Annotated in this window: 19 protein-coding genes and 1 tRNA gene; 8 read left to right on the top strand and 12 right to left on the bottom strand. The window is 65.4% G+C overall.

The features are described 5' to 3' along the window. Positions 1–373 precede the first annotated feature (373 nt). Together ACEN2S_RS22000 and ACEN2S_RS21995 are read left to right on the top strand one after the other, a co-directional pair. Entirely contained in the window at positions 374–1,171 is a 798-nt protein-coding gene (locus ACEN2S_RS22000) for an AraC family ligand binding domain-containing protein (RefSeq protein WP_441870537.1), read from the top strand. A gap of 77 nt (positions 1,172–1,248) precedes the next feature. Then, the gene (locus ACEN2S_RS21995) at positions 1,249–2,145 is read left to right on the top strand and encodes a DMT family transporter (protein ID WP_441870535.1); all 897 of its coding nucleotides are present in this window, start codon (positions 1,249–1,251) and stop codon (positions 2,143–2,145) included. Positions 2,146–2,800: 655 nt separating this feature from the next. Here the strand turns inward: ACEN2S_RS21995 and ACEN2S_RS21990 are convergent. From ACEN2S_RS21990 to ACEN2S_RS21965, 6 genes are all read right to left on the bottom strand, one after another. Further along, a tRNA-Gly gene (locus tag ACEN2S_RS21990) sits at positions 2,801–2,874 on the bottom strand. Between the two features lie 575 nt (positions 2,875–3,449). Next, a complete protein-coding gene (locus tag ACEN2S_RS21985; RefSeq protein WP_441870533.1) occupies positions 3,450–3,998 on the bottom strand; it encodes a fasciclin domain-containing protein in 549 nt (182 codons plus the stop codon). Between the two features lie 261 nt (positions 3,999–4,259). Then, the gene (locus ACEN2S_RS21980; protein ID WP_441870531.1) at positions 4,260–4,994 is read right to left on the bottom strand and encodes an anti-sigma factor; all 735 of its coding nucleotides are present in this window, start codon (positions 4,992–4,994) and stop codon (positions 4,260–4,262) included. A gap of 13 nt (positions 4,995–5,007) precedes the next feature. Next, entirely contained in the window at positions 5,008–5,577 is a 570-nt protein-coding gene (locus tag ACEN2S_RS21975) for a sigma-70 family RNA polymerase sigma factor (RefSeq protein WP_441870529.1), read from the bottom strand. Continuing rightward, complete coding sequence (locus ACEN2S_RS21970) at positions 5,574–7,613, bottom strand: ASKHA domain-containing protein (RefSeq protein ID WP_441870527.1); 2,040 nt, start codon at positions 7,611–7,613, stop codon at positions 5,574–5,576. The genes ACEN2S_RS21975 and ACEN2S_RS21970 overlap by 4 nt, the downstream gene beginning before the upstream one ends. Before the next feature lie 301 nt (positions 7,614–7,914). Then, entirely contained in the window at positions 7,915–8,757 is an 843-nt protein-coding gene (locus tag ACEN2S_RS21965) for an AAA family ATPase (RefSeq protein WP_441870525.1), read from the bottom strand. Between the two features lie 196 nt (positions 8,758–8,953). Here ACEN2S_RS21965 and dksA point away from each other — a divergent pair, with 196 nt between their 5' ends. Together dksA and ACEN2S_RS21955 are read left to right on the top strand one after the other, a co-directional pair. Beyond that, a complete protein-coding gene (gene dksA, locus ACEN2S_RS21960) occupies positions 8,954–9,376 on the top strand; it encodes an RNA polymerase-binding protein DksA (RefSeq protein WP_441870543.1) in 423 nt (140 codons plus the stop codon). Between the two features lie 187 nt (positions 9,377–9,563). After that, entirely contained in the window at positions 9,564–10,736 is a 1,173-nt protein-coding gene (locus tag ACEN2S_RS21955; RefSeq protein WP_441870523.1) for an FAD-dependent monooxygenase, read from the top strand. Between the two features lie 94 nt (positions 10,737–10,830). Here the strand turns inward: ACEN2S_RS21955 and xth are convergent, their stop codons facing one another. The 3 genes from xth to ACEN2S_RS21940 are packed head-to-tail and all read right to left on the bottom strand — an operon-like array spanning position 10,831 to position 12,678. Beyond that, complete coding sequence (xth, locus tag ACEN2S_RS21950; RefSeq protein ID WP_441870521.1) at positions 10,831–11,613, bottom strand: exodeoxyribonuclease III; 783 nt, start codon at positions 11,611–11,613, stop codon at positions 10,831–10,833. A 29-nt stretch (positions 11,614–11,642) separates the two neighbouring features. Continuing rightward, entirely contained in the window at positions 11,643–12,344 is a 702-nt protein-coding gene (locus tag ACEN2S_RS21945) for a hypothetical protein (protein ID WP_441870519.1), read from the bottom strand. Position 12,345: 1 nt separating this feature from the next. Then, on the bottom strand, positions 12,346–12,678 hold the full coding sequence (locus ACEN2S_RS21940) for a HesB/IscA family protein (RefSeq protein ID WP_441870517.1): 333 nt from the start codon (positions 12,676–12,678) through the stop codon (positions 12,346–12,348). A gap of 81 nt (positions 12,679–12,759) precedes the next feature. Here ACEN2S_RS21940 and ACEN2S_RS21935 point away from each other — a divergent pair, with 81 nt between their 5' ends. Both ACEN2S_RS21935 and ACEN2S_RS21930 read left to right on the top strand, forming a co-directional pair. After that, the gene (locus ACEN2S_RS21935) at positions 12,760–13,953 is read left to right on the top strand and encodes a deoxyguanosinetriphosphate triphosphohydrolase (protein ID WP_441870541.1); all 1,194 of its coding nucleotides are present in this window, start codon (positions 12,760–12,762) and stop codon (positions 13,951–13,953) included. Positions 13,954–14,065: 112 nt separating this feature from the next. Further along, positions 14,066–14,488, top strand: a complete 423-nt coding sequence (locus ACEN2S_RS21930) for an OsmC family protein (RefSeq protein WP_441870515.1) — start codon at positions 14,066–14,068, stop codon at positions 14,486–14,488. Positions 14,489–14,614: 126 nt separating this feature from the next. On the opposite strand, the gene map is transcribed toward ACEN2S_RS21930, so the two are convergent. From map to ACEN2S_RS21915, 3 genes are all read right to left on the bottom strand, one after another. After that, the gene (map, locus tag ACEN2S_RS21925) at positions 14,615–15,364 is read right to left on the bottom strand and encodes a type I methionyl aminopeptidase (RefSeq protein ID WP_441870513.1); all 750 of its coding nucleotides are present in this window, start codon (positions 15,362–15,364) and stop codon (positions 14,615–14,617) included. Between the two features lie 304 nt (positions 15,365–15,668). Further along, entirely contained in the window at positions 15,669–17,264 is a 1,596-nt protein-coding gene (locus ACEN2S_RS21920) for a peptide chain release factor 3 (protein WP_441870511.1), read from the bottom strand. Between the two features lie 179 nt (positions 17,265–17,443). Then, positions 17,444–18,439 (bottom strand): Hint domain-containing protein, encoded by a 996-nt coding sequence (locus tag ACEN2S_RS21915; protein WP_441870509.1) that lies wholly within the window; start codon positions 18,437–18,439, stop codon positions 17,444–17,446. A gap of 186 nt (positions 18,440–18,625) precedes the next feature. On the opposite strand from ACEN2S_RS21915, the gene ACEN2S_RS21910 reads away from it, so the two are divergent. Both ACEN2S_RS21910 and ACEN2S_RS21905 read left to right on the top strand, forming a co-directional pair. After that, complete coding sequence (locus ACEN2S_RS21910; protein WP_441870507.1) at positions 18,626–19,417, top strand: SDR family oxidoreductase; 792 nt, start codon at positions 18,626–18,628, stop codon at positions 19,415–19,417. Positions 19,418–19,513: 96 nt separating this feature from the next. Beyond that, on the top strand, positions 19,514–20,602 hold the full coding sequence (locus ACEN2S_RS21905) for an ABC transporter ATP-binding protein (protein ID WP_441870505.1): 1,089 nt from the start codon (positions 19,514–19,516) through the stop codon (positions 20,600–20,602). The last annotated feature ends 2 nt before the right edge of the window (positions 20,603–20,604 follow it).

The raw sequence follows: 20,604 nt of genomic DNA, 5'->3' as shown, positions 1-20,604 counted from the left end.
ATGAAGCCCGCCATCCTGGTCTCCCGCTGCCTTGCGGAAGCTTACCACAGAACAGCGTTTTCACACAGCCTCGGCCGGAAGCACCAACGCGGTTGGTCCGTCCGAATGGTAGAAAGCTCCGCGCTGTTACGGTCTACCTTGCTTGATTACCAAGTTTAGGGCGAACAGGTGCGTCAGGTCTCGGCATGGCGGCATGCATTCGCATTTTCCAAGATCGGATCGCGCGGCGTAGGGTGCCACGGCTGGGGCGCTTCGGGCAGTTCATGAACATATCCAAGTTTGACCGCCGACTGTCCGCGCAGTATCCATCCAGGGCAACCGACACAGGTGAGATGCTTTGCAAGAGCCGGGACCCAAGCAGGCGAAGGACGAGGTGAGCCTGCGGTCCAGACCGGACCTCTACGGGATCGAAACCCTGTCCGCGCGCTACCACCAGCAAAGCTTCAAGCCGCATGCCCATGATGAATACCTCTTTGGTGTGATCGATGGTGGCGTGCATGCCGTCTGGTGCCGGGGTGAGATGAACCGCGTGCCGCAAGGGTCGGTGGTGACCATGCGGCCGGGCGATGTGCATCATGGTGGGGCAGGGGATGCGCAGGGCTGGCGGCAGCGGATGATCTATATCCCCGAGGCCGGGATGCGGTCGCTTTTGGCCGATACCGCGGACCGTGAGCCGACCGGAACGCTGGATTTCGGCGCCGCCTTTCACGCGCGCCCGGGCCTTGCCGCGCGGTTCGCGGCGCTGCATGAGGTCTTGCACAATTCCCCGCAAAGACTGTCGCGGGATGTGGCGCTGGAGAGCTTGCTGGCGGCGCTGTTGCGCGAACTGGCACCGCAATTGTCGCAGCCCGAGCCGCGTGAAGCGGGGCGCATCGCGGAGGCGATCGACTATCTGGAGGCCCGTGTCGAAGAGGATGTCTCGCTCGATGATCTCTGCGCCGTCACCCGGTTGCAGCGGCGGCAGACCATCGCGGCTTTTCGCCGTGCCACCGGCCTGCCGCCGCACGCCTGGCATCTGCAAAAGAAGATCCTGCAGGTGAAGCGCCTGCTGCGCACGGGCCTCACCCCGGCCGAGGCCGCCGCTCAGACCGGCTTTGCCGATCAGAGCCATATGGGGCGGAACTTCCGGGCCATCCTCGGCATCACCCCCGCGGCCTATGCCAAAGGCTGACACTGCGTTTTCGTTCTATATCTCCCGGCGCCGGATGACCTATCCCGCAAGGATTGGGTCGGAATCCGGGGATGGCTATGGCGGTATCAGAGAGTTTCAGGGCAGGGCGATCACCGCTTTGGGCGGATATTGCCGTGCTCGGGGTGGCGATTGTCTGGGGGGCGAGCTACCCGGTGGCCAAGGGCGCGCTGGCGCATATGCCGCTGTTGCTGTTGATTTTTTACCGCTTTGCGCTGGCCGCGCTGATCCTTGGGTCTCTGGCCGTCCGCGACCTCGGCGCGGCCCGGCGGCGGGACCTGCTGGCGGCTGCCTGGCTCGGCGGCATCCTCTTCGCGATCTTCCAGGCCGAAACCTGGGGCGTGGCGATGACCACGGCCACGAACACCGCGCTGATCATCTCGCTCTCTACGATCTTCACCCCGTTTCTCGAGTTCGGAGTGCAGCGGCGGCTGCCCCCGGCCGGGGTGATCGCGGGTGCTTGTGTCGCGGTGACCGGCGTCGCGGTGCTGGCGGGGGGAATGGGCGCGCTTGGCGCCGGGGACCTGCTGGTCCTCTGTGCGGCCTGCCTGCGCGCGGTGATGGTGGTCTCGACCAAGAGGCTGATGAACGGCAGCACCCTCTCGTCCGCCGCGCTGACGGCGGTGCAGGCGGCCACAGTCGCCGGGCTGACGCTGGCGCTGCTGGTCGGGCAATCCGGACCGGCGGGGCTCTACGTCGCGGCAAGTGCTGCGGGTTGGGCCGCGGTGGGGTTTCTGGCACTCTTTTGCACGGTCGGGGCCTTCTACGTGCAGAACGCGGCAGTCCGGCGCACCAGCCCCACGCGTGTCGCCTTTCTGATGGGGACCGAGCCGCTGTTCGGCTTTGCGCTGGCTTGGGCCCTGTTGTCCGAACCCGCCACGCCGCATGCGCTGATCGGGGCGGGGCTGATCGTTGCGGGCACCTTCCTCGGCCTTGCGGTGGAGCGGCGGCGCTGAGCGGCCCCTGCACGCGGACAATGCCGGGCGTGGCCATGTTTCTTGCACCGTTCTCTTCTGCACGGCCGAGGGGCAGGAATGGGCACTGGCCGCCCTGAAGTATTCTCAGAGGCTGCGGTCCAGTTCCGTTTGACGTTTCAGGTTCTGAAGGCGCTGTCCTTGTCACCAAGGCCGGACTGGTGGCCAGCCCGTCAAACGTGGTGGACTTGGACGTGGCCTTGCCCGACCAAACAACGCTTTGTCGATCGCAGATCGAGGCGGACCGCGGTGCGAAAGGCACCGCATCAGACCCCCGGTGGCAAGCGGGTGGATAACGCTGGGATCAGCGGCGTTGGTGTTGGCGCGTGGTCAATCGCCGGCAAAGCGATGATCTTGTACGTTCCAATCTTCGCTTTCGTGCTCGGTACCTGTCTTGGAACGCTCTCGGATATCCTGTTGAACCGTCGACAAGGCTCCTGAAATCAAAATCCTCTGCCAATGGTCTTATCGAAATGGGGGCAGAGCATGAACAAGCTTCGGGATTTTCTTCGGGATTCAAGGGTTAGAAGTGTTCCGAAGCAGCGCCAAATGTCCGTTTGTTCTACAGAGGCCTCAAAAACGAAAAACCGCACGATGGCGATAAGTCATTGCGTGCATTTATATTTTCGGGGGAATTTGGAGCGGGTGAAGGGAATCGAACCCTCGTATTCAGCTTGGGAAGCTGCTGCTCTACCATTGAGCTACACCCGCGACTGGCCGGAGGAATAGGCGAGCGGCGGGGCGGCGTCAAGCGGGGATGCAGGGAATTTCTGCCCGGCCGCTTCCTGCGCATATCTGCGGTCGCGGGGCAGCGCCGATCCTGGCATCGGGCAGGTGGGCCGTGCCTTTCGGCTCTGGTCTACTCTGGCTTCGGTCTGTCAAGGCAAGGTCTGGCAAGGTCGGGTTGCGGCGGGGCCTGTCAGGGGCCCGGCGTCCTGTCGCGGGCGCTGAACGGCGCCGCCGGTCACGGCGCGTGGTGGCGGGGCGCACGCATCGGCGCAGCACATCTCCGGGCTCCGTGACGCTCATCCGCCCCGCGTCTTGCGGCGGGCCGCACGGGCACTCCCTCAGGCCACTCAAACGGGCCTCTCACTCGTTCGCCCTCTCTGGCGGCGGAGGCCTGCGCCCGGTTCCGGGTTTTGCGCAATGAAGAACGGACCGCTCGGGGGAACGGTCCGTTCAAGCTGCCCTGACCGGAAGTGCGGGGGCTGATAACAGTCCAACCGGCGGGCATCCCCCGTTCCCCCGACCGCATTTTGCCTGCGGGCAGGGGGCTGGGCGGGGTCTTACATCTTCGGCAGCATCACCGCGTCGATGACATGGATCACGCCGTTCGACTGTTTGACATCGGCGATGGTCACATGGGCCTTGTTGCCCATCTCATCTTCCAGAACGATCATGTCGCCTTCATACGAGGCCTGCAGCGTGCAGCCGCCCAGGGTCGGGACCGGGTGCTTGCCGTTGTCATCCATGATCATGCCTTTCAGCGCGTCCGACATGACCTCTTTGCCCACGACGTGGCAGGTCAGGATCTTCGTGAGCTGATCTTTGTTTTCCGGCTTCAGCAGGGTTTCAACGGTGCCGGCCGGGAGTTTGGCAAAGGCTTCGTTGGTCGGGGCGAAAACGGTGAACGGGCCTTCGCCCGAGAGCGTATCGACCAGACCGGCGGCTTTCACAGCGGCCACCAGCGTGGTGTGATCGGCCGAGTTCACGGCGTTTTCGACGATGTTCTTGTCTTCATACATCGCGGCGCCGCCCACCATCGGGTTTTCGGCGAAAGCCGGAGCGGTCAGCGACAGGGCGAGAGCAGCGGTCATCGTGGCGAAACGGATCATTGGGGTTTTCCTCCGGAAGGGTGGGAAAGGCTCGTCCTCTCCCTTGCCCCCAGAGCTACGAGGGCACGGGGCGGGAAGTTGCGGAAAATCGCCATCACGAAAGCGTGAGTGCTGTTTCCCGTCCGCATCATCGGCCAGCCGCCGGTTCATGTCGGGCGCGGAGGGGCCATTAACACGATGGCCCCAAAGAAAAACCCGGAGCCTGTGCGGGCTCCGGGTCTGGTTTTGCGCCGGGATTGGCTTTGCTGCGGGATTGAGGCGTCAGAGCGATTGCAGCTCGGCCGCCACAAGGACAGGGCCGGTGGGCGCGCTGCCCGGGGCGCCGCCCGTGGGTTCCAGCGAAATGGCCAGCGTGACGCCGGGTGCCAGCAGAGCGGCAGGCACCACCAGATCGCCGTCGCGCAAAAGACCGGCCGAAACCGGCGCGCCGCCCGGTGCGATCACCCAGGCCTCATAGTCGCGCCCGTCCGGCGCGGCGGGGCCCTCGGCACGCGCGAGCACAAGCTGGCCGCTTTCCGGGTCGCGCAGGGCGGCGACGACCAGCGCCTGTCCCTCTCCGGTCAGGCGGGCCAGCGTTTGGCGTTCGGGCACCTGCACCGTGCCATCGGGGCCGACGGACAAGGGGCTGAGCGGCGAGAGCACGAGGAAACCCGCCACGCCCGCCACCGCAAGCCCGGCCAGACTGCCGCCCAGCACCGAGGGCCACCAGTTGCGGCCCGGGCGCGGGTTGGTGCCGAAAATCCGCGCCTCGATGCGCGGCAAGAGCGCCGCGGGCGGCGTCACCTCGGGGAATTCGGCGTTCAGCGGGGCAAAACGCTCTTGCCAGGCCTCGACCAGCGCCGCCACATCGCTGTCGCGGCGGATGCGGTCGGCGACATAGGCGCGCTCACCTGCCGGCAGGGTGCCCAGCACGTATTCAGCCACCAGGGCTTCGGTCTCGGGCAGGCCACCGTCGTCGCCGCCGCCAGCACCGGGCAGATCGCGATCAGCCGTCATTGCAGGTACTCCTTCACCCGGGCACGCTTTCGCCCAGACAATCTTTCAATTTCTGCACCCCCCGCCGCAGCCAGGAGCGCATCGTGTTCAGCGGCACCGCGAAACGCGCGGCCAGCACCTCATAGGTCAGCCCATCGAGATAGGCCCCCCGGATCGCCGCCGCCCGGTCCGCCTCAAGCGTGCCGAAACAGGCCGTCAGCCGCGCCGCCGCATCGCCCGCCAAAAGGCTGGCCTCGGGCGTCGGGGTCTGGGCCACCAGATCCTCGAGCGCCGCGGGACCGGCATCCTGACCGGGCCGGTTCTCCATCGGGCGCCGCCTGAGCCGGTCGATGCACAGATTGCGCGTCACCGCAATCGCCCAGGTCATGCCGCGTCCTTTGGCAGGGTCAAACCGATGCGCGCCCGTCCAGATGCGGGTCATCGCCTCTTGCAAGACATCCTCTGCCTCGCCCCTGTCCCTCAGGATACGCAGGCAGGTGCCGAATAGTTTCGGGCCCGCCGCATCATAAATTTGCGCAAAGGCCCGGCGGTCGCCGGAAGCGATGCGGGTGAGCAGCGCCGCGATGGGATCGGGCGCGCTCATCCGCGCCGCCTGCGGCGTCCGCCGCCGCCCTCCGCACCGCCGCCATTGGCGTTAAAGCTGACCTCGGGAAGGGTGACGATTCTTGCCAGCTCTGGGAAAGGGTCGCTGGCATGCGGAATGGCATTTGCGGCCACGAAATGCTCCTGAAATTTAGGCTCGATTGCTGTTTCAACCTTGTGAATATGGTGGACCTGACGCTCGATGCCGCGCCGGGCGAGGCGGGAACACAGCGCCATCCGTGCCCCGGTTCCCGCGGCATTTCCGGCGCTGGTCACCGCGGCCAGAGGCACATCGGGGATCATCCCCAGCACCATGGCATGTTTCGGGCTGATATGCGCGCCAAAGGCCCCGGCGAGCACCACCCGGTCGACTTTTTCCACGCCCATCTGATCCATCAACAGGCGGGCGCCCGCATAAAGGGCAGATTTCGCGAGCTGAATCGCCCGGATATCGCCCTGTGTCACGCTGATCCGCGCGGCGCCCGACGCATCCGCCTCTTGCAGCACATATTCATGCGTGCGGCCCGTCGCCTGACAGCGCTCACTGCCCACCTGCTCGGCCGAGCCGATCAGGCCGGAGGCATCGAGGATCCCCGCCATCCGCATCTCGGCCACCGCCTCGATGATGCCCGAGCCGCAGATGCCGGTGACGCCGGTGCTGGCCGTCGCCTCGGCAAAGCCCGGCTCATCGGACCACAGATCCGAGCCGATGACCCGGAACCGCGGCTCTTTCGTCACCGGATCAATCTCGATCCGCTCGATCGCGCCCGGCGCGGCGCGCTGACCCGAGGAGATCTGCGCCCCTTCAAAGGCGGGGCCGGTGGGCGAGGAACAGGCCAGCACTTGCGTGGAATTGCCCAGAAGGATCTCGGCATTGGTGCCGACATCCACGACAAGCGAGAGATCTTCGCGCAGTTCCGGCGCCTCCGAGAGCGCCACGGCGGCGGCATCGGCCCCGACATGGCCCGCGATCAGCGGCAGGATATAGGTGCGGGCGGCCGGGTTCAGCGCGTGCAGGTCCAGCTCACGCGCCGCGAAGTTCAGCGCCTGACCCGTGGCCAGCGCGAAAGGCGCCTGACCCAGCTCGACCGGGTCAATCCCAAGGAGAAGATGGTGCATCACCGGGTTGCAGACCACCACCACCTCGACGATTTCGGGGCCGGAGATGCCCGCCTCACTGGCCAGCACGCCCGCCAAAGTGTTCAGCCCCTCGCGCACGACGCGGGTCATTTCCGCATCGCCACCGGGGTTCATCATCACATAGCTGACCCGGCTCATCAGATCCTCGCCAAAGCGGATCTGCGGGTTCATCAGCCCCGAGGAGGCCAGCACCCGCCCGTCATCCAGCGCCACCAGATGCCCGGCGATGGTGGTGGAGCCAAGATCAATCGCCAGCCCGTACAGCGGCGCTTCGCGCAGCCCCGGCCAGAGATCGATCAGCCGCGTGGCATAGCCATCCTGCGAGACGGCGAGGGTGACCTTCCAGCCGCCCTTGCGTAGCACCGGCTGCACTTTGCGCAAGACGCTGAGGTCGGCCTCCAGCCCGGAAATCTGCCACTGGCTTTCCAGCGCGGCTGCCAGCCGGTCGAAATCCGAGGAGGGGTCGTGCATGTCCGGCTCGGCCACTTCGACGTAGTAAAGGCGGCTGGCGGGGTCCATCTCCATCACCCGTTCGGTGGCGGATTTGCGGATCACCTGTTTATGCACCTGACTTTCCGGCGGCACATCCAGAACAACATCGCCCTGAATACAGGCCTGACAGCCCAGCCGCCGCCCGGGTTTCAGCCCGCGCACGCGGTCATAGCGCTCTTCGACCGCATTCACCGGGCTCAGCGCATCCTCGGCCACGGTCAGCCCGTGCTTGGCAAATTCGCCAAAGCCCGGCGCGATCTGGCATTTCGAGCAGATGCCGCGCCCGCCGCAGACGGAGTCAAGATCGACCCCCAGCTGCCGCGCGGCCTGCAGCACGCTGGTCCCCAGCGCCACCCGCCCGCGTTTGCCTGACGGCGTGAAAATTACCAGCGCGTCGTCGGTCATGATCTCTCCCTCGGTCTCCCTGCCTTGGTTGTAGTCGCTGGCCCCCGCCAGACAAGTCCACAAGCGACCGCTGACAGGTGGGATGCGCCCCGCTGGTGCGGGCGGCATCCCGGCCTGCCACGGGCCGGAGAGGGGCGTGACGCCTTGCCTAGCCGATCCGGGCCTGCGCCGTAACCGGGGAAGCGGCGTTTCACGGCATCCCGCCGGGGCGTTGCGCGAAACTTCGCCCGCCGGGCGCCGCCGGGCGGGGGAAACCGCCGAACGGGCCGCCGCCGGGGGCGTGGGGCAGGGGCCGCCGGTCTCAGCGCCCCTGCCGCCGCGCCATGAAGGCCAGCCGCTCGAACAACGCCACATCCTGTTCGTTCTTGAGAAGCGCGCCATGCAGCTTGGGCAGCATCGAGGCCGGATCGCGCTTCAGATCCTCGGGTCCCAGATCCTCGGCCAGCAAGAGCTTCAGCCAGTCGAGCACCTCGGAGGTGGAGGGTTTCTTCTTCAGCCCCGGCGTCTCGCGCAGCTCATAAAACTGGGTGAGGGCGGTCGCCAGCAGGTCTTGCCTGATGCCGGGGTGATGCACTTCCACGATGGCGCGCAATGTCTCCGGCTCGGGGAAGCGGATGTAGTGAAAGAAACAGCGGCGCAGGAAGGCGTCGGGCAGTTCTTTCTCATTGTTCGAGGTGATGATGACCACCGGGCGGTGCAGGGCGCGGATCGTCTCGCCGGTCTCATAGACAAAGAATTCCATTTGATCGAGTTCCTGCAACAGGTCATTGGGAAACTCGATATCGGCCTTGTCGATCTCATCGATCAGCAGCACCACCTTGCCGGGCGCCTCGAACGCCTGCCACAATTTGCCCTTGCGGATGTAATTGCGCACATCGCCCACCCGCGCATCGCCCAGCTGGCTGTCGCGCAGGCGGCTGACCGCGTCATATTCATAGAGGCCCTGCTGCGCCTTGGTGGTGGATTTCACATTCCACTCGACCATCGGCAGCCCCAAACTGGCCGCCACCTGCCGCGCGAGTTCCGTCTTGCCGGTGCCGGGTTCCCCCTTGACCAACAGCGGCCGCTCCAACGTCACCGCGGCGTTGACGGCCATCACCAGATCGGCGGGGGCGACATAGCTTTCGGTCGAGCGGAACTGCATGCTGTGGCCTTTCGGGCAGGGTCGGGCAAAGCCTAGCGTCGGGGCCTTTGGGCTGCAAGGCGGGCACTGCGCGCAGATTCCGTGAAAACGGAGTAGTGACAAGCTCCTGTCCATCGGGTAAGTGACGCGGCAAGGAGAGTGCCGGATGACAGAGACTGACATCAATGCCCGGCCCGAGCCGCAAAGGGAACGCCTTATGAAACCCGAATCGTTTCTTCCCGAAGATTACCGGCCGGCCGAAGACGAGCCGTTCATGAATGATCGGCAGCTGGAATATTTCCGTCGCAAATTGATTGCCTGGAAAAATGAGCTGCTCGAACAATCCGCCGAAACGCTGGAAGGTCTGGCGGAATCGGCGCGCAACGTCCCTGATATTGCCGACCGTGCATCCGAGGAAACCGACCGCGCACTGGAATTGCGCACGCGCGACCGCCAACGCAAACTGGTCTCCAAGATCGACGCGGCGCTGCGTCGGATCGACAATGGCGAATTCGGCTATTGCGAGATGACCGGCGAGCAGATCAGCCTGAAACGGCTGGACGCGCGGCCGATCGCCACCATGACGCTCGAGGCGCAGGAAAAGCACGAGCGGCGCGAGCGGGTGCACCGCGAGGACTGATCCCGGGAGAGGCCGGGCTTCGGGGTGGCGATGGTTTCGACCCTCCCCGGGCAGGCCGCGCGGCACGCCGCGGGGCGCTCCCCGTCGCGGATGATCAAGTGTCATAACGGCGCGAAGCCCTTGGCTTTCGCTGGAAAATCACCACCGGTGCCGTTAGGCTCCGGTGGTGTCGTTTCAGGAGGGTGCCATGCTTTTGGGTCGCAGGATTACCGTGCTGGGGGCCGGCGTCGGCGGCCTGGCGGTGGCGCGGGCGCTGGCCTTGCGCGGGGCGCAGGTGACGGTGCTCGAACAATCCGAGGCGATCCGCGAAGTCGGCGCCGGATTGCAGGTCTCGCCCAATGGGGCACGGGTGCTGCGCGCCTTGGGACTGGGGGCGGCGCTGGACAGCGCGGGCCCGCAGGGACGGGCGGTTGAACTCTGGGACGGTCCGGGCGAGCAGCGGCTGTTGCGGATGACGTTGCCGCCGCGCCATGCCGGGCAAAGCGACGTGCATTATCTGCACCGCGCGCGGCTGATCAGCATTCTGGCCGAAGGCGCGCGCGAGGCGGGGGTGACCATCCGCCTGTTGCACCGGGTGGAGCAGGTGACGCTCGGCGCGCATCCGCCCCGGCTGACCACGGCGCAGGGCGTTGAGATGGAAGCGGATCTTCTCATTGGTGCCGATGGGCTGCATTCAAAACTCCGCGCCGCGATCAACGGGGCCGCGGCACCGTTTTTCACGCATCAGACCGCCTGGCGCGCACTCCTGCCCGCCGAGGCGGATGCCGAGCCGGTGGCGCAGGTCTTCATGGGGCCGGGGCGGCATCTGGTCAGCTATCCGTTGGGCGGCGGGCTGCGCAATATCGTGGCGGTGCAGGAGCGGCACAAATGGGTGGAGGAAAGCTGGTCGCTGACCGACGATTCCATCGCGCTGCGCACCGCCTTTGCCGATTTTGGCCCCAAGGTGCGCGGCTGGCTGGACCAGGTCGAGGCCCCGGGCCTCTGGGGCCTGTTCCGGCATCCGGTCGCCAAAAACTGGCACGCACCGGGGGCGGTGCTGTTGGGGGATGCCGCGCATCCGACCCTGCCGTTCTTTGCACAAGGTGCCTGTCTCGCGCTCGAAGACGCCTGGGTCCTGGCCGAGGCTTTGGCGGGCCATGACAGCGATGCCGCGGCCTTTGCCGCCTATCAGCAGATCCGCGCGGCCCGCGTGGCAAAAGTGGTGGGGCTGGCCAATGGCAATGCGCGCAACTACCACCTGAGCGGCCTGCCGCGCGCGGTGGCACATATGGGGTTGCGGGCGATCAATGCACTGGCGCCGGAGCGCATGCTCAAACGCTTTGACTGGGTCTATGACCACGACGTGACCGCAGGGGCGTGACAGCGGCTCATTGCTTCGGAGAAATATCCCCGCCGGAGGCTCTTCAGGCCGACCACAGAACGCTCCGCGGGGGATATTTTGAACGAAGCAAGCCTCAGGCGGCCAGATCGACCCAGACCGGGACATGGTCCGAGGGTTTGTCGCCCGCCCGCACCTCTTTGTCGATGCCGCTGGTTTGCAAGAGGTCCGCGGCCTGCGGCGACAGCAGCAGATGGTCGATGCGGATGCCGTTGTTGCGCTGCCAGGCGCCCGCCTGATAATCCCAAAAGCTGTAGAGCCCGGCCTCGGGGTGCTGGGTGCGGATGGCCTCGGTGAAGCCGAGGTTGAGGATCCGGCGGAATGCCGCGCGGCTTTCGGGCAGAAAGAGCGCGTCTTCGGTCCAGGCTTCGGGCTTGGCGGCATCCTCGCGCTGCGGGATGATGTTGTAATCCCCCGCCAGAATGAACGGCATTTCGGTGGCGAGCAGCGCTTTCGCGTGGTCGCGCATCCGCGCCATCCAGGCCAGTTTATAATCATATTTCGGGCCGGGCACCGGATTGCCGTTGGGCAGATAGAGGCCCGCCACGCGCACGGCCTGGCTGTCGCCGATCACCGTCGCCTCGATCCAGCGGGCCTGTTCGTCCTCGGCGTCGCCCGGCAGGCCGCGCGTCACATCCTCCAGCGGCAGGCGCGAGAGGATCGCGACGCCGTTGAAGCTTTTCTGGCCATGGGTTTCCACCCGGTAGCCCATATCCTCAAACATCTCGCGCGGGAAATTCTCGTCGATGGATTTGATTTCCTGCAAGAGGGCCACATCTGGCTTTGCCGCCTCAAGCCAGGCGGGCAGGGCTTCGATCCGGGCCTTGATGCCATTGATGTTGAACGTGGCAATCTTCATCGGCGGCGCTCCCTCAGGTTTTCCCCGTTCTAGGCCGGATTGCCGCCCGCTTCCAGCCAGATCGCGTCCAGCGCGCGGAGTTCGGCGGGATCGAACCGCGCGATCTCCTCCCAATAGCGGCCCGAGGGGACGGTGTAGCCGAGGGCCGCCTCGCGGGCGCGGGCCTCGGCGGCGCGGACGGTATCATGGGGGGCGGCGGTGTCGGGCAGGGTTTCGGGCGTGGCGCGGGGCAGGGCGAGGCGGCTGGGGCCATCCGAGAGGTTCACCAGCGCGCAGCCCTGATCGGCGGCAAAGATCCGCAACCGCGCCGATTTCGCCTCAAGGCTTTGCAGGGTGATGTCGGCGCGCAAGGGATCCGGCGTGCCGGTGCCGTAGAAATGCGTGGGGCCGCTGGCGGGGTAATGCATGTCGCAGCCGAGAAAGGCCAGCACGCGGGGGCGGTATTCGGCCAGCACCCAATAGGCGGTGGTGAAGGCCATCGTGGCCCCCGCATAGACAAAACCGCCATAGAGGTTTTGGGCGGGAACGAAATCATCTTCCGTCACCAGACGGCCGCGCGGGCTCTCGGGCAGCCGGTCGGCGGGGAAATCCCACGGATAGACCAGATCATCCCAGTCGTCGCGCACCCGCCAGGCATTGTTGATCGCCACCACCCGGTCAAAGGGCGCACGCGGCCAGGGGGCGCAGTGGACCACGCCCGGGCCGGAGCCGAGAAGCAGGATTGCCGTCATTTCAGATGGAGAAGGAGGTGCCGCAGCCGCAAGAGGCGGTGGCGTTCGGATTTTCGATCACGAAGCGCGCGCCGATCAGTTCTTCGGTGAAATCGATCACCGCATTGGCCAGAAACGGCAGCGAGACCGGATCGATCAGCACCTTTTGCCCCTCGCTGGCCAGCACAAGGTCATCCTCGGTCGCGGCATCGAATTTGATGTCGTATTGAAAGCCCGAGCAGCCGCCGCCTTCCACGGCAACGCGCAACGCCTGCGGTTCGGCCGCATCGGCGTTGATCTCGGCCAGACGCGCGAAGGCGCGCGGGGTCACTTTCGGCGGCAGTGTGAGATCCATGGCGGCACCCTGTATTCTTTCCGTATCTTACCGGATATAGGGTGGGGGAAAACCGGGGACAAGAGAGCGGAACGAGGAATGATGCTGAAACCCTATGCCTGCCATCCCGAAGCGAGCCGTGGGCGTTTGTTTGATGAGAACATGTCGACCTTTCGCTCGCCCTTTCAGCGCGACCGCGACCGGATCATCCATTCCAGCGCTTTCCGGCGGCTGAAACACAAGACGCAGGTCTTTGTGGAGCATGAGGGCGATTATTACCGCACCCGCCTGACCCATACGATCGAGGTGGCGCAGGTGGCGCGCACCATCGCGGGGGCGCTCGGGCTGAACACCGATCTGGCCGAGGCGGTGGCGCTGGCGCATGACCTCGGGCATCCGCCCTTTGGCCATACGGGCGAGGATGCGCTGCATGTGCTGATGGAGCCCTTTGGCGGCTTTGACCATAACGCGCAGGCGCTGCGCATCGTCACCCGGCTGGAAAAACATTACGCCGATTTCGACGGGCTCAACCTGACCTGGGAGGCGCTGGAAGGCATCGCCAAGCACAATGGTCCGGCGATTTCGGACCGGGGCGGCTCGCACAGCTATCCGACGCGCGAGGCGATGCCCTATGCGCTGAAAGAGGTCGATGCGATGTGGGATCTGGAGCTTGAGACCAATGCCAGCGCCGAGGCGCAGGTGGCGGCGGTGGCCGATGATGTGGCCTACAACCACCATGATCTGCATGATGGCCTGCGCGCCGGGCTTTTTACCGATGATGATCTGTGCGAATTGCCGGTGATCGGCGAATGTTACGAGGTGGTGGACCGGTTGCATCCCGGGCTTGATCCCAGCCGGCGTCGGCATGAGGCGCTGCGCCGGGTGTTTGGCGTGATGGTGGAGGATGTGATCGCGGTGGCCGAGAATCGTCTTCTGAGCCTGCAACCCGAACGGGTGGAGGATATCCGCGGGATGGAGGGGCCGATCATCCGCTTCTCGAAGCCGCTCTATCAGAACCTCAAGGCGATCAAGGGCTTCCTCTTCACCCGCATGTACCGCGCCCCTTCGGTGGTGGCCGAACGCCAGCGGGTGACGGCGATGATCAACCAGCTGTTTCCGCTTTTCATGGACGATCCGGCGCTTTTGCCCGAAGATTGGCACGAGGATGTGGCCCGCGCGCGGCTCTCCGACAACATGCGGGTTGAGCTGGCACGGGTGGTTCTGGATTACGTGGCGGGGATGACCGACCGCTTTGCCATTCAGGAATTCCATCGGCTGATCGACCCGACGGCCTGATCAGTGATCTGCCTGATGCGGGCGGGAACGCTCTGCGCCCCGCCCGCGTTGCCCCTGCTGAATGCAACCCGCTGCTGAATGCAATCCGCGCAGTTTGATCGAGGAGATTATCATGAGTGTGAAAACCGGCTCTGCCCATTGGACGGGTGATCTGAAGGACGGCAAAGGCGAGATTTCGACGCAGAGCGGCGCGTTGAAGGATCTGCCCTATGGGTTCAACACCCGGTTCGGCGACACGCCGGGCACCAACCCGGAAGAGCTGATCGGCGCGGCGCATGCCGCTTGTTTCTCGATGGCGCTGGCGAATATGCTGGCGGGTGCCGGGATCGAGGGGGTCGAGATCAAGACCGTGTCGAAGATCAGCCTTGAGAAAAACGACGAAGGTTTCTCCATCACCAAGGCGCATCTGGTGACGGAAATCAAAGGCGATGCCGAGGCCGAGGACCTGCTGGAATTTGCCGATGCGGCGAAAACGGGCTGCCCGGTCTCGAAGCTGCTGAATGCCGAAGTGACCATGGACGCCACGGTCGTCTGACCCAAAGCTGCGCGGCGTCCGGTCCACGGGCGCCGCGCAGACCATTCCCGCAGGCTATTTGCATGGCGGGCGCCGCGCGCAAAGACGTGCCGTGCGCCCCGGTCCGGCAGATGCCAGCGGAGGCGATCAGCCCGGCAGGGTGACGATGATCGCCCCGCGCTCGGTCGCCACCACCGTATGTTCAAACTGCACCACCGGCGCGGGCGGCTCGGCGTAAAGCGTCCAGCCGTCGGTGCCTTCGGTAGCCCAGAGGCCGCCGGTGGACAGGAAGGGCTCAACCGTCAGCACCAGCCCCTTGTCGATCCGGCGCTTGTCGCGACGGGTGGGCCAGGTGGCGATTTCCTCCGGGTATTCATGCAGCGCCTTGCCGACGCCGTGGCTGGCCAGATTGCGGATCAGCGTATAGCCGCGCTGGGCGGCAAAGCGCCCGATGGCATTACCGATCCCGGCGAGGGGCTTGCCGCTGCCCACCTGCGCAATGCCCACCTGCATCGCACGTTTGCCGTCGCGACACAGCCGGTCCTGCGCGGGGCGCACCGGACCAAAGCGGAAGGTCGCCCCGGTATCGGCGAAATAGCCGTGTTTCGAGGCGGAAACGTCGATGTTCACCAGATCGCCGCGCACCAGCACGCGGTCGCCCGGTATCCCATGCGCGATTTCCTCATTCACGCTGATGCAGGTGGCACCCGGAAAATCATAGGTGGCCTCTGGCGCAGAGACCGCGCCCTCCTGCGCGAGCAGATCGCGGCCAATCGCATCCAACTCGCGCGTGGTAATGCCGGGTTCCATCGCTTTCGCCATGCTCTGAAGGGTGTTGGCGACGATGCGGCCGATCTCTTGCAGGCCGGTCAGCTCATCCTCTTTGGTGATTGTCATGGTCCCGTGTCGTCCTTTCGATGGCCGGACCGCTTCGTCAGCAGAGAGGCCCCGCCCGGTCCGGGGGCCTGCGCGTCCGACTACCGCGGGCAGGCCCGTTCAGAACACGATACCCGCCAGAGCGCCCCGCGGGCCAGCACAATCTGGGCGGCGCCGTGAAAGGGCAGCCGATTGGGGTCGGATGTTTCTTGATGTTGGTTGAAGGCCCCATTTTGAAGGCGCGATCTCTGGCGCCCGATCCGGGAGCTCTGGTGCTTTCGGCACGGCGCGACCCCTTGCCACAGGCAAGAGGCCGACGCCTGCCTCAGACCATCATTTCTTTCGTCGCCGTCAGCTTCAGCTCGGGGAAATCGCGCTGCACGCGGTCGATGTCCCATTGCAGGCGGGTCATAAAGACCACATCGCCGTCGTGGTCGGTCGAGATATGACCCTTGTTGATGTTCACAAAGCGCTCCACCTCGGCCTTAGGGCCCGCGACCCAGCGGGCTGAGGTGAAATGGCTGCTCTCGAACCGCACGGGCAGGCCGTATTCAATCTCGATCCGGCTAGCCAGCACGTCAAATTGCAGCGCGCCGACGACGCCGACGATAAAGCCCGAACCGATCATCGGTTTGAAGACCTTGGCGGCACCTTCTTCGGCGAATTGCATCAGCGCCTTGTCCAGATGCTTGGCCTTCATCGGGTCGAGCGCGCGGACGGTGTTCAGCAATTCCGGTGCAAACGACGGAATGCCGGTGAAGCGCAATGCCTCGCCCTCGGTCAGCGCGTCACCGATGCGCAGCTGCCCGTGGTTCGGGATGCCCATGATATCGCCCGCCCAGGCCTCTTCCGCCAATTCGCGGTCGGCGGCCAGGAACAGCACCGGGTTCGAGACCGCCATCGGCTTTTTGGTGCGCACATGCGTCAGTTTCATGCCGCGCTCAAAATGCCCCGAAACGAGGCGCACAAAAGCCACCCGGTCGCGGTGTTTGGGGTCCATATTGGCCTGCACTTTGAAGACAAAGCCGGTGACCGGAGTTTCGTCCGGTGCCACGGAGCGCTCGGTCGCCTTCTGGATCTGCGGCTCGGGGCCGTATTCGCCGATGCCGTCCATCAGTTCCTTGACGCCAAAGGAGTTGATCGCCGAGCCGAACCAGATCGGGGTCATATGCCCCTCCAGGAAGCTCTGGCGGTTGAAGGCGGGCAGAAGTTCGCGCGCCATCTCCAGCTCTTCGCGGAGTTTGGCCAGCTGATCGGCCGGGACATGTTCGGCCAGTTTCGGATCGTCGAGACCGTTGATCTTGATGCTTTCCGCCACTTTGTTGCGGTCGGCGCGGTCCATCAGCTCCAGGCGGTCGTGCAGGATGTCATAGCAGCCCAGAAAATCGCGGCCCATGCCGATCGGCCAGGAGGCGGGGGCGACGTCAATGGCGAGGTTTTCCTGAATCTCGTCGATGATCTCGAATGTGTCGCGGCTCTCGCGGTCCATCTTGTTGCAGAAGGTCAGGATCGGCAGGTCGCGCAACCGGCAGACCTCGAAGAGCTTGCGGGTCTGGCTTTCGACGCCCTTGGCGCCGTCGATCACCATGATCGCCGCATCCACCGCCGTCAGCGTGCGATAGGTATCCTCGGAGAAGTCCGAGTGGCCTGGCGTGTCGACGAGGTTGAAGCGGAAGTGACCATATTCAAAGGACATGGCCGAGGCCGAGACCGAGATGCCGCGGTCCTGTTCCAGCTTCATGAAGTCCGAGCGCGTGCGCCGCGCTTCGCCCTTGGCGCGCACCTGACCCGCCATCTGGATGGCGCCACCGAAGAGCAGGAACTTTTCGGTCAGCGTGGTTTTACCGGCGTCGGGATGCGAGATGATCGCAAAGGTCCGGCGGCGGGCGATTTCGGCGGGGAGGGCGGGGCGGTTGCTCATGCGCGCGGTTTACCGCTTGCCGGGCGGGCGCGCAATCCACCTGTTGGTCCGGCGGGCAGGGAGGAAGGGGGGCGCTGCCCCCGGCCTGCGGCCTCCCCCGAGGTATTTTGGCCAAGAAGAAGGGGCGGCGGGTTCTTTTGATCTGCGTCGAAAGGGGGGACCCGGATGCGGCGGCGGGGCTATTCTTTGTCGCGTTTGCGGAAGATCGTGTTGCGGCCGATCTGGTCGAGGGCGGCGCGGGTGGCTTCGGTGCCGAAATGCGGATGCTGGTTCAGGCCGGGCAGGCGGGTGCGGACTTCGGCCGCCAGATCTTCGGGCAGGAGTTTCAGCGTGGCTTCGCTGACAAGCAGGCTCTCGCAGGGGATGCCTTCGGCATAGATGATCTCGTGATGGTCGAAAACCAGGGCGTAGTAATCGACATAGCCGCCTTCGCGGCGCCAGACATGTTCGCCATCGACCAGATGTTTGGCCTGCACCAGCAGTTCGGCAGTGTCGCCGAGGCGGTTCTGGCCGCGCTGGTAGAGGAACACCCGGTGATGCGGGCTGACCACCAGATCGCCCTCATTGCCCAATGTGCCCGCGCCGATCACCACCGGGGCAAAGCCGCCGAGCGCGCGCATCGTCGCCTTGCCGACAAAGCGCAGGGGCTGCGGGCCGTTGTCGCGGGTGAGCACCCGGTCACCGGGTTGGAGGGTTTCGATCGGGCGTTGGGCGCCGCCGGCGAGGGTGATCTGGGTGCCGGTGGTGAAGGCGACGCAGACGAGATCCGAGAGCCGCGCGGTGCCCGCATCTTCATGCGCCTCGATCAATGTGTAATCGATGCGCGGCGCGATGGGCGAGAGCGGCAGGGCGTAGTCGCGCTGGCTTTCCAGATGCCGGATCAGGAGCACCACCACCGTATCACCATCGGGGGCGATCAGCACGTGCCGGGCGCGCAGCTCGATCCGGTCGCCGGGGCGGCCGATGTCCGACTGCTCGGCCACCGTCTGGCGGCCTTCGATGTCTTGCGTGTGCAGCATCAGCCGCAAAGGTTCGGCGTCGCGGTCCAGCTGGTAGACGTCTCCCGGTTCGCAATGGCCCGCAACATCCAGCCCGTCCCCCTGATTTGCCCCCGACGTGACCCAGAAAGCCTCGGCTTCATAGACATGGGCGGCGTGGCTGGGAAATTCGGACATGGATTACCTTGACGGGCGCAGCAGGATATGGCGCAGCGGAACGGAGGTCGACGCTTTCGTAAACCACGTTTCTTGCGAAAAGGTCAAGCAAGGCGGGCCGCCCGGAGATTGGGTGGTTTTCAATGCCGCAGACGGATGTTAGCCCTTGACCCCAAGCGATGCGACACCGGGACAGGGAGTTTTGACATGGATCTGGGGATCAAGGGAAAACGGGCGCTGGTCTGCGCCGCGTCAAAGGGGCTGGGCCGGGGCTCGGCCGAGGCTCTGGCTGAAGCGGGTGTTGATCTGGTGATCAATGCGCGGGGCGCCGAGGCGCTGGAGGCGACGGCGGCGCATTTGCGCGAGACCTATGGCGTGCAGGTCACCGCGGTGGCGGCCGACATCACGACGGAGGCGGGACGCGCGGCGGTGCTCGCCGCCTGTTTTGCGCAGGGCGGGATGATCGACATTCTGGTGACCAATGCGGGTGGCCCGCCGCCGGGGATGTGGTCTGACTGGTCGCGCGATGATTTCATTGCCGCACTCGATGCCAATATGCTGACGCCCATCGCGCTGATGCAGGCCTGTCTGCCTGCGATGATGGAGCGGGGCTGGGGCCGGGTGGTCAACATCACCTCGCAATCGGTCAAGACGCCGATCGCGGTGCTGGGCCTCTCCAATGCCGCGCGCACCGGGCTGACCGGCTTTGTCGCGGGCACTGCGCGGCAGGTGGCGCCGAGCGGGGTTTGCATCAACAACCTGCTGCCGGGGATCCACGCGACCGACCGCGCGGTCAGCCTTGACACCGGGGTGGCCAAGGCGGGCGCGATCAGTCTGGAGGAAGCCAAGGCACAGCGCGAGGCGACGATCCCGGCGCGGCGCTATGGCACCGCGGGCGAGTTCGGGGCGATGTGCGCCTTTTTGTGCTCGCAGCATGCGGGGTTCATCATCGGGCAGAACATCCTGCTGGATGGTGGCGCCAGCAACGCGACCTTCTGATACGGTCTCAGGCCCCCGGCCGGGGGGCGGCGCCCTTGCCGCGCCCCCCGGCCGGGTGCTATCCCGCGCGAAATTCCCTCTGCGAAGGCCCGCCCCTTGTCCCACAGCCTGCCGCCCCGCCTCAAGGTTGACCGTCTGACGCGCCAGTTTGGCGGCCGTCTGGTGGTGGATGATGTGAGTTTCGAGATCCCGGCGGGGCAGGTCACCTGCCTTCTGGGGCAATCGGGCTGCGGCAAATCCACCACGCTGCGGATGATCGCGGGGGTGGATATGCAAGACACGGGGGCGATCTTTGTCGACGGGCATCTGGTCTGTGACACGGTCTTTCGGGTGCCGCCCGAGCGGCGGCATATCGGGCTGATGTTTCAGGATTTTGCGCTGTTTCCCCATCTGAGCGTCGCCGATAACGTCGCCTTCGGCCTGACCGGCACCAAGCAGGAAAAACGCGAGCGGGTGGTTGAATTGCTCGACCGGGTGGATCTTTCGCGCCACATCGACAGCTTTCCGCACGCGCTTTCGGGGGGCGAGCAGCAGCGGGTGGCATTGGCCCGCGCGCTGGCACCGCGGCCGCGGATCCTGCTGATGGATGAGCCCTTCTCGGGGCTGGATGAGCGGCTGCGCGATGGCATCCGCGATGAGACGCTGGCGCTCCTCAAGGAAGAGGGCACGGCGGTTCTGTTGGTCACGCATGAGCCGCATGAGGCGATGCGGATGGCCGATGAAATCCTGCTGATGCGCGACGGCAAGATCGTGCAGCGCGGCGCGCCCTATAACATCTATAACGCGCCGGTGGACCGGGCGGCGGCGCAATTCTTCTCGGATATCAATATCCTGAAGGGCAAAGTTCAGGGCGCGCTGACCGATACGCCCTTTGGCCAGTTTCTGACGCCGGGGCTGGAAGATGGCACCGAGGTTGAGATTGGCATCCGCCCGCAGCATCTGAAGATTGACTTTGACCGCGCCGGGCGCGGCCCCAATCCCACCGCACAGGACGGCACGCCGGCGCGGGGGCTGGTCGAGCGGGCGCGCTTCATGGGGCGCGAAAGCCTGGTGGAGTTTCGGATGGATTTCGACGGCTCAGTCCTGCGCGCCACGGTGCCGAATGTGTTCCTGCCCAAGGTCGGGACCCCGATGTGGCTGATGATCCGCCGCGACCGCTGTTTCGTCTTTTCAAAGAAAGCCTGACA

The organism is Phaeovulum sp. W22_SRMD_FR3 (assembly GCF_052113705.1).
Taxonomy (GTDB): Bacteria; Pseudomonadota; Alphaproteobacteria; order Rhodobacterales; family Rhodobacteraceae; genus JBGQOG01.
The sequence above is the reverse complement of the archived record's forward strand: the minus strand, read 5'-3'. Positions and strand labels throughout refer to the sequence as shown.